Genomic DNA, 15,018 nt, shown 5'->3' on the forward strand with positions numbered 1-15,018 from the left:
CTATAGCCGCATTGTGACACGAAAACTGCGCGTCACGCATTATTCATAGCCAGAGCTTTCAGGAAAGCCCCGAAATGTCCGAAGAATTTTACCGCATGAAGCGCCTGCCGCCCTATGTCATCGCTGAAGTGAACGCGATGCGGGCCGCCGCGCGGGCTGCGGGCGAGGACATTATCGACCTGGGCATGGGCAATCCCGACCTGCCGCCGCCCGATCATGTGATCGAAAAGCTGATCGAGGTTGCGCGCAAGCCCGGCGCCCACGGCTATTCCCAATCGAAGGGAATTCCCGGCCTGCGCCGCGCGCAGGCCAATTATTACGCGCGCCGTTTCGGCGTGGAGGTCGACCCGGAAAGCGAAGTCGTCGTGACCATGGGTTCGAAGGAAGGACTCGCCAGCCTCGCCACCGCGATCACCGCGCCGGGGGACGTCGTGCTGGCCCCGAACCCTTCCTACCCCATCCACACATTCGGCTTCATCATCGCCGGGGCGACCATCCGGTCGGTGCCGACGACGCCGGATGAAAATTATTTCCGTTCGCTCGATCGCGCCATGGCCTTCACCGTGCCGCGTCCGTCGATCCTGGTCGTCAATTACCCGTCCAATCCCACGGCGGAAACGGTCGATCTGGCCTTTTACAAGCGACTGGTCGCGTGGGCGAAGGAAAACAAGGTCTGGATATTGTCCGACCTCGCCTATTCCGAGCTATATTATGACGGTAACCCGACGCCCTCCATCCTTCAGGTTCCCGGCGCGAAGGATGTGGCCATCGAATTCACCTCGCTGTCCAAGACCTATTCCATGGCGGGATGGCGCATGGGCTTCGCGGTCGGCAACAAGTCGCTGATCGCCGCGATGACGCGCGTGAAATCCTATCTCGACTATGGCGCGTTTACGCCTATTCAGGCTGCTGCCTGCGCTGCGCTCAACGGCCCGCAGGACATTGTCGAGAAGAACCGCCTGCTCTACCACAAGCGCCGCGACATCCTGGTCGAAAGCTTCGGCCGAGCAGGCTGGGACATTCCGCCGGCGCGCGCCTCCATGTTCTGCTGGGCGCCGCTGCCCCCCGCGCTCAAGGATATGGGGAGCCTCGAATTTTCCAAGCAGTTGCTGACCCATGCCAAGGTCGCGGTCGCCCCCGGGGTCGGCTATGGCGAGGATGGCGAGGGGTTCGTCCGCATCGCCATGGTCGAAAACGAGCAGCGATTGCGGCAGGCCGCGCGCAACATCAAGGCCTATCTCAAGTCCATGGGCGTCAACACCCCGGCCAAGGGCGCCGCCTGAACGGATCGCCGGCATGAGCGACATCCTTGCCCTGCCGCAGGTCAGCCAGGTCGCGCAGACTATCCAGCTGGCCGTCGCCCCTGTGTTCATGCTTGCGGGACTGGGCGCCTTCCTAAACGTGTGTGCCGGGCGGCTGGCGCGCGTGATCGACCGGGCACGGAAGGTCGAGGAACGGGTGCTCGCTTCGCGCGGGGGCGAACATGACCGGCTGGTCGCGGAAATCCGGGTACTCGACAAAAGAATGAGCGTGGTCAACGGCGCGATATTCCTGTCCGTCGCATCGGGCTGCTCCATATGCCTGGTCGTCATGCTGCTGTTTGCGGCGGAACTGTTCGATGCGCATCTGGGCACCGCGATCGCCCTCATCTTCATCTTCGCAATGTTGCTCCAGACCGCCGCCTTCGCCACCTTCATCCAGGAAATCCGGCTCGCCTCGCGCACCATCCATATCCGCAACGACGTGTTATACCATCAGGCCGACGAGGAGGACGGCGCGTGACCAAGTTCACCGTCAACGACCGTCCGGTGCACTATCGCATGGACCCGGAAACGCCCCTGCTCTGGGCGCTGCGCGATGCTTCCAACCTGACAGGCACCAAATATGGTTGCGGCACCGGCGACTGCGGCGCCTGCACCGTCGACATCGACGGGGAAGCCGTGCGGTCCTGTCAGGTGACCATCGGCAAGACCGAAGGCCGCTTCGTTACCACGATCGAGGCATTGTCGCCCGATCGCGGTCATCCCGTGCAACAGGCGTTCGCGGCGGAGAATGTCTCGCAATGCGGCTATTGCATTCCCGGCATGATCATGGCCGCGTCCGTTCTGCTGAAACGCGTCAGCGACCCCAGCGACGAAGTCATCGACGCGGCGATCACCAACATCTGTCGCTGCGGCATCTATCCCCGGCTGCGCGGGGCGATCAGGCGCGCCGGCCGGATCATGCGCGGTGAGGAACAGGTGGCCGCCGCGCCGCCGCCCGGCATCACGCCGGAAGATGCCGCACGCAGCGTGCCGGCGCTGGGCAACCCCGCGCCTCAGCCGAAGCGGTAGCCCGACACGGTCCAGCCCATCATCCGGCTGCGATGATCCAGGGTCGCCGGATCGTCTCCGCCCGCACCCAGAGCGACCATCAGCGGCAGCAGATGCTCCTCGCGCGGGTGGGCAAACCCGGCATGGGGCAGCCTGTCCCAGCCGATGATGCGCTCGGCGCGACGTTGCGGGTCGGCATCCGTGACCGCTGCCGTCAGCGCTTCGTCCCATGCGGTGGCGGGCACGACCGCCTGCTCACCGCGGACGCGCAGATTATGCACGCTCATGCCAGAACCGACGATCAGGACGCCCTCGTCGCGCAGCGGCGCCAGCGCGCGTCCGGCAGCCACATGCGCGGCGGGATCCAGATCGCCGCGCAGCGAAAGCTGGGCCAGCGGTATATCCGCTTCGGGCACCGCCACTTTCATCGGAATGAAAACGCCGTGGTCCCAACCACGGGCGTTTTCCCTGCCCATTTCAAAACCTGCGCCGGCAAGGAGCACCTCCGCCCGGTGCGCGACATCCGGCGCGCCGGGGGCGGCCCAGCGCAATGCATAGGTGTGGGCGGGAAAACCGTAATAGTCGAACAGCAAAGGCGGACGCGCCCCGTCGTGCACGGTGAACACCGGTGCTTCCCAATGACCGGATACCAGCAATATGGCGGTCGGCCGCTCCGGCAATCCGGCGACCAGCCCGGCAAGATACTCCTGCATCGGATGCCACATCGGATCGCTATGCACCCGGTCGGGATCATCGGGGTCCATGAAAAAGCAGGGACCTCCGCCATGGGGGATGAAGAATGTCGGTTGTTTCATGATCGCAACATCGGTGCCGCGAGACCTTGCGGCAAGACGCGGACACGAAACCTTCCGTTTCCGTGCCGGCCGCCGGTCAGGATTCGGCGTTGATCATCGGCGCCAGCGCCTGAGCCAGAGTGGCGCCGGAGTAGGGCTTCTTGACCAAGGTGATGTGTTCGAACCGTGGCGGCAGTTCCAGTCCATCGCCGTAGCCGGTGGCAAACAGGAACGGTATTCCGCGTTCAACAAGCAGGTCCGCGATCGGCAGGCTGGTCTCATGTCCCAGATTGAAGTCGAGCACCGCCAGATCGACGGGATGGACGGCGATCGCCTCATGCGCGCGGCCGACGCTCGCTGCGGTCATGACATCCGCCCCAAGATCGCGCAACGCATCCTCGCCATCCATGGCGATGATCATATTGTCTTCGACCAGCAAGACATTGCGTCCCTTCAGCAGGCCAGGCACGACGGTCGGAGCCGGCTTGGCCCGCTCGCCCGGCGCCGCATCCGGCAGCACGGAAACGACGTGGCGCGACGGGATGCAGAAATGCGCCTCTATGCCCGCCAACCGGTAATTAATCTCGGCATGTCCATCCAGATCGTAGGGAATCGAACGCTCGACGACGGTCGATCCGAAGCCGCGCCGCGTCGGGGCGACAACCGGCGGTCCACCGCTTTCGATCCAGTCGAGCAACAGGCTGCCGTCTTCATCCACCCGCCAGTCGATCGCCACGGTGCCGTTATCCGACAAGGCGCCATATTTGGCCGCATTGGTGAGCATTTCATGCACGACGAGCGCCAGCACCGTGAAACAGCCGGGCGTCAGCAGCACATTGGGGCCGGTCAAGCGCACCTTGTCCCGCCGTTCGCCAAGATAGGCACCGGCCTCGATTTCGATCAGGTCGTGCAGGCGGGCCGGGCTCCAGCGATCAGCCGTGATCTGGTCATGCGCGCGGGCCAGTGCGTGGATGCGGCTTTCCAGCGTGCCGATAAACTCCTCGACCGATCCCGCATTTTCACGGGTCTGCGACAACAGGCCACGGATCAGCGCCAGGATGTTGCGCACGCGGTGGTTGAGTTCAGCGATCAGCAGTTCCTGCTTCTCATGCGCCCTTTGCCGCTCTGCGTCGGCCGAATCGGACAGGCGAAGGATGACTTCGAGCAGGGCCGTGCGCAACGCCTCCGCCACGCGCAGTTCGGCCGGCGCGAACGGCAGTGCCCGCCCCTTCACCAGTTCCGACCATTCTTCGAAACTCTTGCGCGGGGTAAGGCGCGGGCCATTGGGGCCATATTCGATATGCTTTTCCTGCTTGCCGGCCCAGCGCACCGAACGAAGCTGTTCCGCGCGGAAGAGGACGACATAGTCGCGCGGCCGACGCGACAGGGGAATGGCGAGCAGGCCTGACGCGCGGTCCGCATAAGCGGCAGCCTCGGGCAGGAGATGCGACAGATTGTCCGTAGTATAGACCTGGCTGGCCGCAGCACGATTGAGCATGGTTACGATGGCTGAAAAAGCCGGTGCGTCCGGTGTCAGGCCCGACAGGGTCATCTGTCCGTCGATGTAAACGCCAACGCCGTCCGCCGGGACGGTGTCGAAGATGATGTCGCCCAGCCATCGGGCGTTGGACAGCAGGTCATGATCCTGCGCGACTGCCGACAGCAGGCGGTCCGCCACTTGCCGTGCCTTGCCCTCATAGGCCGCGGTTTCGGCGCGTTCGCGACCCTCGAGCATCATCGAGAATATCTGTCCGAACAATTCGGCAGCGCTGCGCTGGGCAAAGGTCGGAAGGCGCGGGCCGTAATGATGGCAGGCGAACAGGCCCCACAACTTGCCTTCGACAATGATCGAAATGGACAGCGACGCCCCGACGCCCATGTTCTTCAGATATTCGACATGTATCGGGGACACGGCGCGCGTGAGGCACAGGGACATGTCCAGCGCGGCGCCACTGGGATCGAGCGCGGGCAGGACCGGCACCGGTTCCGATTGCACATCGGCGATGATGCGAAAGATGTTCCGCATATACAGCGCGCGCGCCTGCGTCGGAATATCCGAGGCCGGATAATGCAGCCCGAAAAAGCTGTCTATGCCCGGACGCAGCGCTTCGGCGACGACTTCGCCATCGCCTTCCCCCGCAAAACGATAGACCATCACCCGGTCGAAGCCGGTGAGCGCACGTACCTGTCGGGCGCCATCGCGCAGGAAAGCCGTCATGCCCTCTGCCTGGGCAAGCCGCGCGACCATGGACCGCACGGTGCTGCTGGCTTCCATCTCGTCATGGCTGGCGGGTTCCGCCTCCACCACGACATGAGGGCCGGAAAAATGAACGGCGACATCGAAAGGCGGATAGCCGGGCACCAGCTCGAGCGAGAAAAGCCGTTCCACCGAATCCGGCCCGCGCAGCAAGGTGATCCGGTTACGCAGCGCATGGATCGCCTCGCCCCCGAATATGTCGGCGACCGGACGGCCCAGCAGGTCCGGAGCGGACACACCGACAAAATCCCGGATATTGGCCGATGCGCGCGACACCAGCCAGTCGGCAGTCAGCGCGATCAGGAAGCCGAAGGGCTGAACCTTGCCCAGCACATGGATCGGTTCGCGATCACAGTTGGACAGATCGACCGCGAAATCCGAAATTTGGTCATGACTGCCGTCAGCCATGGGAAACCCTTTCGTCCCTTGCAGCGCATTCAAACGCCGCGAAGGCTGCCAAAGCCCCTTCCACCGCGCCGGCCAGCCACGATTCGTCGCCTTTTGCCGCCTCATCGTCGAGCGTTTGCTGAAAGGCGGCCCATTCACCCTTGCCATGCGTGGCGGAAAGATAGGCATTCGGCAGACCCGGTCCGACCGCACGGTTCAGCACCGCCCCGCCGAGACGGGATCCCTCCAGGGCGTAGAGCATGCCCCAGCGCTGCGCATCGCCGTCCGGCAGTGACATGGGCAAGGGTGCCGGCAAGGCCGCATCCATTTCCGCGAAGTCTCGTGCGAGCAAAGCCAGGCGCGGCAACATCGGCCGGGCAACAGGTTCCAATGCGCCTACGGCACGGGCGTGCGCCGTCAGAAATGCGCGGTAGCCGTCGGCAGACCCAAGCGTGAATTCGGCGAAAAGCGAATCGACGCGACCATGGCTTTCCATCGTCGCATCGCGCAGCCGCCTGCGCACATGTCCGGCATCGGGGGTTTGATTCACACGTTAGTCCTAGGATGAGACACAGGCCGCTGCACTGATCTGCATCAGCTTTTCCGCGTCACATGATCCTTTCAGGCGCGCGCGATATTATTTTGACGGTAGATCAATATGACTTTTTGTCCATAAGCCAAACTTGGAATCTTTCTGTTCGCTGACAAGCAGGTTCAGCCTTGCGACAAACCGAATGTCATAACGCAGCAACATGGCGGGACGTTTCGTCCCCGGAGAAGGAAAGTCAGGACCATGTTCAAAAAGATGATGCTGGCGGGTTTGATGGGCGTCACGATGCTGGCCGGTGTGGCGCCGGCCTATGCGCAGGCGCAGAATTCGGATCGCAACCAGAGTAGTGAACGATTCCAGCGTGGCGAACGCCCCCAGCGTGGTGAGCGCCCCCAGCGCGCCGAGCGGTTCCAGCGTGGCAACGATTCACGCGCGGCAGAACGTCCGCGCGCCCAAACCGAAGCGCAGCGCTGGCAGCAACGCGGCGGCGAGCGTCCTGCGGGCCAGATGGCACCGCCTCGCCCGGATGCACGCTGGCGCGGCGATCCGCAACTGCCCGCCAATCGGCAGGCCGAAAATGCGGCGCGCGAGCGGGCCCAGCAGCGTCAGGGATGGCGCCAGGATCAGCGCGCGGACCGGCGGGACTGGCGCAACGACCGGCGCGACAATGTGCAGGACAGGCGCGATGACCGCCGCGACGGGCGCGCGGACCGACGGGACGACCGGCGCGATGATCGTCGCTGGACCGACAACAGGGGGTGGAACGAAACCCGCTGGAACAACGGTCGCCGCTATGACGATCGGACCCGCTGGAGCAGCCAGCGGCGCTGGGACAATGGCTGGCGGCAGGATCGCCGCTACGACTGGCACAGCTATCGCAATCGCTACAGTGACCGGTATCGCGTGGGACGCTATTATGCACCGCGCGGCTGGGACTATGGCTACCGGCGCTTTTCGGTCGGGATTTTCCTGAACGGCTTGTTGTTCAACAACAACTACTGGATCGACGATCCCTATTCTTACCGCCTTCCGCCCGCCTACGGATCGCTGCGCTGGGTGCGCTATTATGACGACGCGCTGCTGGTGGACATTCGCGATGGTTATGTCGTCGATGTGATCCACGACTTTTTCTGGTGATCCTTGTCCCGGCCTCCGGGTCGGGACCACCCGCTCCCTGAACTGGCCTTCAGGAGCACTGGCCCCGGCGCTTCGATGCGCCGGGGTCTTTTCTTTGTCGGGCCGCCTGTGGCAGGACAGCCTTCATGATCGACTTTCCCGACGATGGTGGCGTGCCTTCTGCGACGCGGGCGCAGATCGGCGATATGGTTCGCGCCCGGCTGGATCGCAACCCGATGGTCCGGCGGATCGACACACCGCATCTGGAAATCTACGGCCGGCACGGCTTCCTGAGCAAGGAGGAATGCCGGGACCTGCGCGCGCTGATCGACGCCAACGCCAAACCGTCGACGCTGTTTTCCGGCAGCGCCAATGCGCAATATCGCACCAGCGACAGCGGCAACCTTTCGCCCTGGGAGCCTTTGGTCGAAGACATAACCAAGCGCATCTGCGGACTTACCGGCTTGGCCCCGCCCAATGGCGAAACATTGCAGGGACAACGCTACACGGAAGGGCAGGAATATAGGGCGCATTGCGACTATTTCCCGGTAGCCGCCGATTATTGGCAAGCGATGCGCGTACAGGGCGGACAACGGACCTGGACAGCCATGATCTACCTGTCTCCCGTCGAGGCCGGAGGAGAAACGCATTTCCCGCAATGCGAATTCATGGTGCCGCCGGTCGAAGGCATGATTCTGGTCTGGAACAATATGGATCGCGATGGCGCGCCCAACCGGTTCAGCCTGCACGCGGCGCGACCGGTCGAACATGGCGTCAAATATGTCGTCACCAAATGGTTTCGCGAACGCTCCTGGTCGTCCTGAAGGCGCGGCAGCGGGCTCGCACACGGTTACATTCTGCGACATAAATGACTGAACTCTGACAGGATCGTTCCCGGCCAGTTCAGCCAGACGGGTTCATATCTCCTTCTGTTGGCGCCGGACCCATTATCGACATCAAGGGTTCAACCGCCACATGTGAACAGGAGATATGAGATGCGTAAACTGATCATCCTGGGCCTGCTGGCAGCCACCGTCGCTCCAAGCGTCGCGTCGGCCCAGTCCTATGGCGAAGCCCGGCGCAGCGAGCAGCGCGTGCGCGAAGAACGCCGCGAACTTCGCCAGGCGCAGCGCTACGGCGATCGGCGCGACGTGCGCGAGCAGCGTCGCGATGTCCGGCATGCCCAGCGCGAAGCGAGGGAAGATTGGCGCGATTATCGCCGCAGCCACCGCAACGTGTATCGCAGCGGTCGCTGGAATGCGCCGTTCCGCTACACAAGCTGGAATCGCGGTATGACGATGCGCCCTGCTTATTACAGCTCGCGCTACTATATCGCGGACCCCTACCGCTATCGCCTGCCGCGCGCCGGCGCCAATCTGCGCTGGGTCCGGCATTATAACGACGTGCTGCTGGTCAACGTGCGGACCGGCCGCGTGGTGGACGTGCACCGGGGCTTCTTCTGGTAAGCTGCACCCCTTCTGACGAAAAAGGCTCCGGTCTCGCGACCGGGGCCTTTTTTAGACCCCGCCCCTTGGCCGCGCCGCCCGTTTCCGGGCGCACGCGGCCGATGACATGCTGAGGGCATATCACCAGTCCGAAAGGGGGGTGGACCGCATCACCAACGTGTATCTCAGGTGAATGTTCCGTTCCGGGGATGTTCAGCCAGCGGTCTCCGCAGCCAGCGCATCGGCGATCAATCGACGGCTGTTGCCGACACCGTAGAGAGCGATGAAACTGCCCATGCGCGGGCCCTGGTCGGCGCCGAGCAGGGTCTGGTACAGCGCCTTGAACCAGTCGCGAAGCTCGGCGAAGCCGAAGCTTTCGTCCTTGCCGATCGCATAGACGATATTCTGAATGTCCTCCGCCGAGGCGTCGGCCGGGAGGGCCGCGAGTTCCTCGTCCAAACGCCGCAACGCCGCCGCTTCGTCAGGGGTGGGCGCGCGGCGACGTAGCGTCGGCGCGACGAAATCCCGATGATAGGCAAGGGCGTGGCCGATCAGCGCATCCAGTTCAGGATAGGTGTCCGCGCTCGCACCGGGGACATAATTTTGCAGATAGCCCCAAACCTGCTCCCGGCTGGCGTCGCCCATCACGCCGACCAGGTTGAGCAGCAGACCGAAGGTCACGGGCAATTCCCCCTGCGGCAGCGCTCCGTCATGAATATGGTGGACCGGGTTGCCCAGTTGCTGCTCGATCGCCTGCTTGGGGTAATTGACGCGAAACTGCCAATATTCGTCGACCGCGCGCGGAATGACGCCCATGTGCAGCTGCTTCGCCTTCTTGGGTTCGCGATAGGCGTAGAAGGCCAGGCTTTCCTGCGGACCATAGGTCAGCCACTGATCGAGGCTCAGGCCATTGCCCTTGGATTTCGAGATTTTCTCGCCCTTTTCGTCGAGGAACATCTCATAATTGAAACCTTCGGGCGGTCGGCCTCCCAAGGCGCGGCAGATTTTCGAAGACTGGGTCACCGAATCGATCAGATCCTTGCCCGCCATTTCGTAATCGACGCCCAGGGCATACCAGCGCATCGCCCAGTCGACCTTCCATTGCAGCTTGGCGCCGCCGGACAGGATCGAGTGTTCGATCATTTCTCCGTCGTCCTCGAACCGGACGAGACCGGCCTCGGCGTCCAGTACCTGAACGGGAACCTGAAGCACGACCCCGCTCTTGGGGGAAACGGGCAGCACGGGAGAATAGGTTGCCTGCCGTTCCTTGCGCAAGGTGGGCAACATGATGTCCATGATAGCCCGATAGCGGCGCAAAACCTGACGGAGTGCTTCATCGAAAGCGCCGGCACGATACTGATCGGTCGCCGACACAAATTCATAATCGAAACCGAAACGGTCCAGGAATGCACGCAGCATCGCATTGTTATGATGCGCGAAACTTTCATATTTTCCGAACGGATCGGGCACTTGCGTCAGCGGCTTGCCTAGATGCTCGGCCAGCATCGCCTGGTTGGGCACATTGTCCGGCACCTTGCGCAGCCCGTCCATGTCGTCGCTGAACGCAACCAGCCGCGTCGGAATATCCGACAGCGCGTGATAGGCGTTGCGCACCATGGTGGTACGCAGGACCTCGTTGAAAGTGCCGATATGCGGCAAACCCGAAGGACCGTAGCCGGTTTCGAACAGGATATGGCCCTTGTCCGGGACTGCGCCGGAATAGCGCTTCACTATCTTGCGGGCCTCTTCATAGGGCCAGGCCTTGGACGCCACAGCGGCGGCGCGAAGAATGTCGGAAACGGTCATGATGTTTCGCCCCTAACCGCAGGAGGCAGGAAAGAAAACGGATTTGATGACAAATGCTGCGGGAAATGCCGCGCATTTAGGTTCCGTTAACTCTGATGACCGATAAAAAGCCGTCTGGAGGCCCCATGCAGATCATGCGCAAACGTGAACGCATCGTCGTCGACATTCCCATTGTCGTTACGACCGTGCTCGACAGTCTGGAAGGCAACATCATCGACCTGAGCGAAGGTGGTGCTCAGGTCATTGGATGCGCCCTGCCAGCAGGCACCCAATGCCAGATCGACCTGGACGGATTTACCACATTCGGGACGGTGCGCTGGTCGGAAGAGGACAGGATGGGCATCCGCTTTCCCTTCGAACTGGTCGAAGGGCCGCTCTACGACCGGTTGACCATCGCTCGGGCAGCCCGTTTCTCGCCCGCGACATTCCAGCCGCGCCATGCTGCGGCAACCGGTGGCGGCGGGTTCGGTCGCCGCGTGGGCTGAATCAGGTTTTCCTTTTGTTCCCGTTCGCCTAAGCGAAGCGGGTGATCGACCCTGCCGACCTCCCCGCCCTGCACGCCAGCCATGGCGGTACATGGCTGCGCGAAGAAGGGCGCACGCTCGCGGTCGCCAAGGGGCAGGCCATCGCACGGGCCGCCGAAACCCCGGTCTTGCTGCTGGGCGCGCCCCTGGCCGGGCAAAGGCTGGGCTATCCCGACCTTAATGGTCTCGACCTGCTGGAACTATGGGCCTTCCTGCATCCTGCTCGTTTTCTGGTGCCGACGCCCAAGGGACTTGCCCAGGCGCTTGATTTGCCGCTGCCGCGCACCGAGGCGGACATTCCCGGCCTGTTGCAGGATGCCGCGCGCACGATGCTGGGCCGTTTCCATGCGCCCGACTGGGCCGAACGGGAAGGCGCATGGACCGCTCTTCAGGCGCTGCATCGGCTGCGGTGGCCGTGGGCTCCGCTCGCGGCCCCCCATATCGCCCGGCCGAAGGAAGCGGAACGCTGGCTTTTTTCCCGGCTGCCCGAATGGGAGGAGAAACCCGCCCGCCCCGCGGCGCGAACGATCATTCTGGGCGAGGATCGCGTGCTCGACAGGCTGGACGCGCTGACCGGAGACGGGGCGGAGGCACGGCCCGGACAGCGCGCCTATGCCGCGGCGGCGGCCGCCGCCTTCGCGCCCCGCGGCCATCGCGACCAGCCCAATATGCTGCTGGCCGAGGCGGGAACGGGAATCGGCAAGACACTCGGTTATCTGGCCCCCGCGTCCCTGTGGGCGGCAGAAGCGCAGGGCACCGTATGGGTATCGACCTATACCAAGGCGTTGCAGCGGCAGCTAGACCGGGAATGCCTTCGCCTCTTCCCCGATCCCGCGGTCGCGGCGCAGCGTATCGTAGTGCGCAAGGGGCGGGAAAATTATCTTTGCCTGCTCAATCTGGAAGACGCCCTGCAGGGCGGTTTTTCCGGTCGAGCGGCGATATTGGCGCATCTTGTGGCGAGATGGGCGGCGTTCAGCAAGGATGGCGACATGGTCGGCGGCGACCTGCCGGGGTGGCTGCCCACGCTGTTCCGGCGCAACGGGTCCACCGCGCTGACGGACCGGCGCGGCGAATGCATCTATGCCGGCTGTCCGCATTATCGCAAATGCTTCATCGAACGGTCGGCCAGGGCCAGCGCCGATGCCGACATCGTCATCGCCAATCATGCGCTGGTGATGATCAACGCCGCGCGCGGGCGCGAAACCGGGCAGCGACCGCAGCGCATCGTCTTTGACGAGGGGCATCACCTCTTCGACGCGGCGGATTCGACATTCGCCGTCGCCCTTTCGGGACAGGAGGCGATCGAGCTGCGGCGATGGATCATGGGGCCGGAAAGCGGATCTCGCGGCAGGCGGCGTGGCCTGGCAGCGCGCCTGTCCGACCTTGCCAGCTACGACGAGGAAGGGGGGCAGGCGATTCGCGCGGCGATAGACGCCGCCATGGCGCTCCCAGCCGACGACTGGCTGAAGCGCGTCGTCGCCGGTGAGCCGTTCGGCCCGCTGGAGGCATTGCTGACGGCGGTACGCGGCACCGTTTATACGCGCGCTGCCGACACGGGCGAGGCGGACGCCGGCTATGGCCTGGAAACAGAATTGGCCGAACCCGACGGCGCGCTGGTAGAGGCCGCCCAGGAAGCCGCGCTGGCGCTCGACGCGCTGATCAAGCCACTGGTGCGGCTGGGGCGGCGGCTGGAGGCGGTGATCGAGGACGCGCCCGATTGGCTGGACGGTGCGGCGCGCGCGCGGATAGAGGGCGCAGTGGCGTCGCTGGGATGGCGCCGCGACCTGATCGCCGCGTGGCTGGCTCTGCTGGCGCGGGTCGGCGGTCCGGCCGATCCGGATTTCGTGGACTGGCTGGCGGTCGACCGGATCGAGGGTCGCGAATTCGACATCGGCATCCACCGCCGCTGGCTCGACCCGACCCGGCCGCTGACAGAAACGGTGCTCAAGCCTGCCCAGGGCGTGCTCGTCACCTCCGCGACGCTGAAAGGCGGCGGTGAATGGGAGAATGCCGAGGCACGCAGCGGCGCGGCCCACCTGCCCCATGGCGCCACCCGGTTCGAGGCGCAGAGCCCGTTCGACTATCCCGGCCGCGCGCAGGTAGTGATCGTCACCGACATAAAACGCGGTGACATTGCCGGGCTTTCGGGCGCCTATGCCAGGCTGATCGAGGCCGCGGGAGGGGGCACGCTGGGCCTGTTCACGGCGATCCGGCGGCTGCGTGCGGTTCATGCTCGAATAGCCGACCGCCTGGCGCGCAGCGGCCTTCCGCTTTACGCCCAGCATGTCGACCCCATGGATACGGGCACCCTGGTCGACATTTTCCGCGACGATCCGCGCGCTTCCCTGCTGGGAACGGACGCATTACGGGACGGCGTCGACGTGCCGGGCCATTCCCTGCGGCTGGTTGTGATGGAAGGCGTGCCATGGTCAAAACCTTCGGTCCTGCATGCCGCACGCAAGCTGCATGGCGGCGGCAATGCTTATGACGACCGACTGATCCGCGCGCGCCTCGCTCAGGCGTTCGGGCGGCTGATCCGCCGGGCGGAGGACCGCGGAACGTTCGTCATCCTGTCGGCGGCGATGCCGAGCCGGCTGCTGACCGCATTTCCGCCCGGCACCCCCGTCAGGCGGATGACACTGGACGAGGCGATCATCGCCGTCAGCACGGCAGCGCGCAGCGAACGTCTTGGCGAAGTCATGCCGTTAGGGCATCAGGGCGATGAACCCGCAAACCGCCAACGGGAGAGAGAATGAAGCGCCTGACCCTGCTGCGTCACGCCAAATCGGACTGGGACGATCCCGTCGCCCGGGATTTCGACCGTCCGCTGAACCGGCGCGGTGAGAAAGCCGCGCGCACGATGGGCGAATTCGCGGCACGCAAGCAGATGCGCTTCGACGCGCTGATCGCTTCGCCGGCGGTGCGGGTGGTGCAGACGCTGGAAACGTTTTTCGATGGCTTCGGTACGACGCTGGAGCCCCGCTGGGACCGGCGCATCTATCTCGCTTCCTCCCCGACCCTGTTCGACGTCCTGCGCGACCTGCCCGACAGCGCGGACAGCGTTTTGATGGCCGGGCACAATCCGGGGCTGGAGGAACTGATCCTCGATCTCGTCCCCGATGACGGCGCGAGTTCGCTGCGCGAGGATGTGGAGGTCAAATTCCCGACCGCCAGCATCGCGGTCATGGAACTGGGCATCGATCACTGGAGCGAGGTGCGCGAAAATGCCGCCACGCTCGCCAGCTTCACCCGGCCCCGCGACCTGGACCCGGCGCTCGGCCCCGGTTCGCGCTGATGACGCCGATCCGTTGGCGGCATGCGGAAGCGAAGGATGCGCGCGCCCTGTCAATCCTCGGCGGCGCGACATTCCTGGCGAGTTTCGCGCATGACCATCCCGGCGCCGCGCTGATCGATCATATCCGCGGGGCGCATGGCGAGGCCTATTATGAGGCCGCCCTTGCCGAACCGGAAACGTCGATCCTGATCGGGGAAACGCCGATGGGCGCGCCCGTCGGCTATGCGATGCTGACAAGGCCGGACCTGCCTGTCGCCATCGACGCCGGCAGCGACGTGGAATTGAAGCGCATCTACCTGCTGCATGGCTGGCAGGGCAGCGGGCACGGCGACGAAATCATCGCCCGGATATTGGGCGAGGCGCGAGAGCGCGGGGCAAGGCGGTTGCTGCTGGCGGTATATCCGCAGAACGACCGGGCCCGGCGATTCTACGCGCGCCACGGTTTCAGCCATATCGGCGAACTGACTTTCATGGTGGGAGACGTGCCGTTTCGCGACCTGATATACGCCCGGCCGCTTTGATCGGGCAGGAT

14 protein-coding genes are annotated in these 15,018 nt (G+C 64.3%); 10 read left to right on the forward strand and 4 right to left on the reverse strand.

Translation table 11 applies throughout. The annotated features are described in order from the left end of the window. The first annotated feature begins 74 nt into the window (after positions 1-74). From J3E64_RS03040 to J3E64_RS03050, 3 genes are read left to right on the forward strand one after another with little or no spacing between them, the layout of a single operon-like run. The gene (locus J3E64_RS03040) at positions 75-1,283 is read left to right on the forward strand and encodes an LL-diaminopimelate aminotransferase (RefSeq protein ID WP_253339593.1); all 1,209 of its coding nucleotides are present in this window, start codon (positions 75-77) and stop codon (positions 1,281-1,283) included. A 22-nt stretch (positions 1,284-1,305) separates the two neighbouring features. Continuing rightward, positions 1,306-1,782 (forward strand): DUF2721 domain-containing protein, encoded by a 477-nt coding sequence (locus J3E64_RS03045; RefSeq protein WP_253340239.1) that lies wholly within the window; start codon positions 1,306-1,308, stop codon positions 1,780-1,782. Further along, the gene (locus J3E64_RS03050; RefSeq protein WP_253339595.1) at positions 1,779-2,333 is read left to right on the forward strand and encodes a (2Fe-2S)-binding protein; all 555 of its coding nucleotides are present in this window, start codon (positions 1,779-1,781) and stop codon (positions 2,331-2,333) included. Before J3E64_RS03045 ends, J3E64_RS03050 begins: the two co-directional genes overlap by 4 nt. Here J3E64_RS03050 and J3E64_RS03055 read toward each other — a convergent pair. The 3 genes from J3E64_RS03055 to J3E64_RS03065 form a co-directional block, all read right to left on the reverse strand. Continuing rightward, positions 2,318-3,127 (reverse strand): class III extradiol ring-cleavage dioxygenase, encoded by an 810-nt coding sequence (locus J3E64_RS03055; RefSeq protein WP_253339604.1) that lies wholly within the window; start codon positions 3,125-3,127, stop codon positions 2,318-2,320. The two genes, J3E64_RS03050 and J3E64_RS03055, sit on opposite strands and share 16 nt — an antisense overlap. Before the next feature lie 76 nt (positions 3,128-3,203). Continuing rightward, on the reverse strand, positions 3,204-5,771 hold the full coding sequence (locus J3E64_RS03060; RefSeq protein WP_253339606.1) for an HWE histidine kinase domain-containing protein: 2,568 nt from the start codon (positions 5,769-5,771) through the stop codon (positions 3,204-3,206). Further along, entirely contained in the window at positions 5,764-6,300 is a 537-nt protein-coding gene (locus tag J3E64_RS03065; RefSeq protein WP_253339609.1) for a biliverdin-producing heme oxygenase, read from the reverse strand. The genes J3E64_RS03060 and J3E64_RS03065 overlap by 8 nt, the downstream gene beginning before the upstream one ends. 243 nt (positions 6,301-6,543) lie before the next feature. Here J3E64_RS03065 and J3E64_RS03070 point away from each other — a divergent pair, with 243 nt between their 5' ends. From J3E64_RS03070 to J3E64_RS03080, 3 genes are all read left to right on the forward strand, one after another. Then, positions 6,544-7,437, forward strand: coding sequence for an RcnB family protein (locus J3E64_RS03070; RefSeq protein ID WP_253339611.1), 894 nt, complete (start codon positions 6,544-6,546; stop codon positions 7,435-7,437). A gap of 125 nt (positions 7,438-7,562) precedes the next feature. Continuing rightward, positions 7,563-8,240, forward strand: coding sequence for a 2OG-Fe(II) oxygenase (locus tag J3E64_RS03075; protein ID WP_253339613.1), 678 nt, complete (start codon positions 7,563-7,565; stop codon positions 8,238-8,240). A gap of 171 nt (positions 8,241-8,411) precedes the next feature. Next, the gene (locus J3E64_RS03080) at positions 8,412-8,882 is read left to right on the forward strand and encodes an RcnB family protein (RefSeq protein ID WP_253339615.1); all 471 of its coding nucleotides are present in this window, start codon (positions 8,412-8,414) and stop codon (positions 8,880-8,882) included. A gap of 192 nt (positions 8,883-9,074) precedes the next feature. Here J3E64_RS03080 and J3E64_RS03085 read toward each other — a convergent pair whose 3' ends face one another. After that, complete coding sequence (locus J3E64_RS03085; protein ID WP_253339617.1) at positions 9,075-10,667, reverse strand: lysine--tRNA ligase; 1,593 nt, start codon at positions 10,665-10,667, stop codon at positions 9,075-9,077. 125 nt (positions 10,668-10,792) lie between these two features. Between J3E64_RS03085 and J3E64_RS03090 the strand changes: the two genes are divergently transcribed. Genes J3E64_RS03090 through J3E64_RS03105 form a run of 4 tightly spaced genes read left to right on the forward strand, consistent with a single transcriptional unit; the run spans position 10,793 to position 15,007 of the window. Beyond that, entirely contained in the window at positions 10,793-11,152 is a 360-nt protein-coding gene (locus J3E64_RS03090) for a PilZ domain-containing protein (RefSeq protein WP_253339619.1), read from the forward strand. 41 nt (positions 11,153-11,193) lie between these two features. Next, positions 11,194-13,947 carry an ATP-dependent DNA helicase gene (locus tag J3E64_RS03095; RefSeq protein WP_253339621.1) on the forward strand — a complete coding sequence of 918 codons (2,754 nt, stop codon included), beginning with the start codon at positions 11,194-11,196 and terminating at the stop codon, positions 13,945-13,947. Next, a complete protein-coding gene (locus tag J3E64_RS03100) occupies positions 13,944-14,486 on the forward strand; it encodes a histidine phosphatase family protein (protein ID WP_253339623.1) in 543 nt (180 codons plus the stop codon). The genes J3E64_RS03095 and J3E64_RS03100 overlap by 4 nt, the downstream gene beginning before the upstream one ends. Then, positions 14,486-15,007, forward strand: coding sequence for a GNAT family N-acetyltransferase (locus J3E64_RS03105; RefSeq protein ID WP_253339624.1), 522 nt, complete (start codon positions 14,486-14,488; stop codon positions 15,005-15,007). Before J3E64_RS03100 ends, J3E64_RS03105 begins: the two co-directional genes overlap by 1 nt. Positions 15,008-15,018: the final 11 nt, after the last annotated feature.

This window comes from Sphingobium sp. OAS761 (assembly GCF_024168485.1).
Lineage (GTDB): Bacteria > Pseudomonadota > Alphaproteobacteria > Sphingomonadales > Sphingomonadaceae > Sphingobium.

Excerpts from the sequence above, each read along its gene's own strand:
- J3E64_RS03040 (WP_253339593.1), top strand. The coding sequence starts at position 75 with ATGTCCGAAGAATTTTACCGCATGAAGCGCCTGCCGCCCTATGTCATC.
- J3E64_RS03055 (WP_253339604.1), bottom strand. The coding sequence starts at position 3,127 with ATGAAACAACCGACATTCTTCATCCCCCATGGCGGAGGTCCCTGCTTT.
- J3E64_RS03060 (WP_253339606.1), bottom strand. The coding sequence starts at position 5,771 with ATGGCTGACGGCAGTCATGACCAAATTTCGGATTTCGCGGTCGATCTG.
- J3E64_RS03070 (WP_253339611.1), top strand. The coding sequence starts at position 6,544 with ATGTTCAAAAAGATGATGCTGGCGGGTTTGATGGGCGTCACGATGCTG.
- J3E64_RS03075 (WP_253339613.1), top strand. The coding sequence starts at position 7,563 with ATGATCGACTTTCCCGACGATGGTGGCGTGCCTTCTGCGACGCGGGCG.
- J3E64_RS03080 (WP_253339615.1), top strand. The coding sequence starts at position 8,412 with ATGCGTAAACTGATCATCCTGGGCCTGCTGGCAGCCACCGTCGCTCCA.
- J3E64_RS03085 (WP_253339617.1), bottom strand. The coding sequence starts at position 10,667 with ATGACCGTTTCCGACATTCTTCGCGCCGCCGCTGTGGCGTCCAAGGCC.
- J3E64_RS03090 (WP_253339619.1), top strand. The coding sequence starts at position 10,793 with ATGCAGATCATGCGCAAACGTGAACGCATCGTCGTCGACATTCCCATT.
- J3E64_RS03100 (WP_253339623.1), top strand. The coding sequence starts at position 13,944 with ATGAAGCGCCTGACCCTGCTGCGTCACGCCAAATCGGACTGGGACGAT.
- J3E64_RS03105 (WP_253339624.1), top strand. The coding sequence starts at position 14,486 with ATGACGCCGATCCGTTGGCGGCATGCGGAAGCGAAGGATGCGCGCGCC.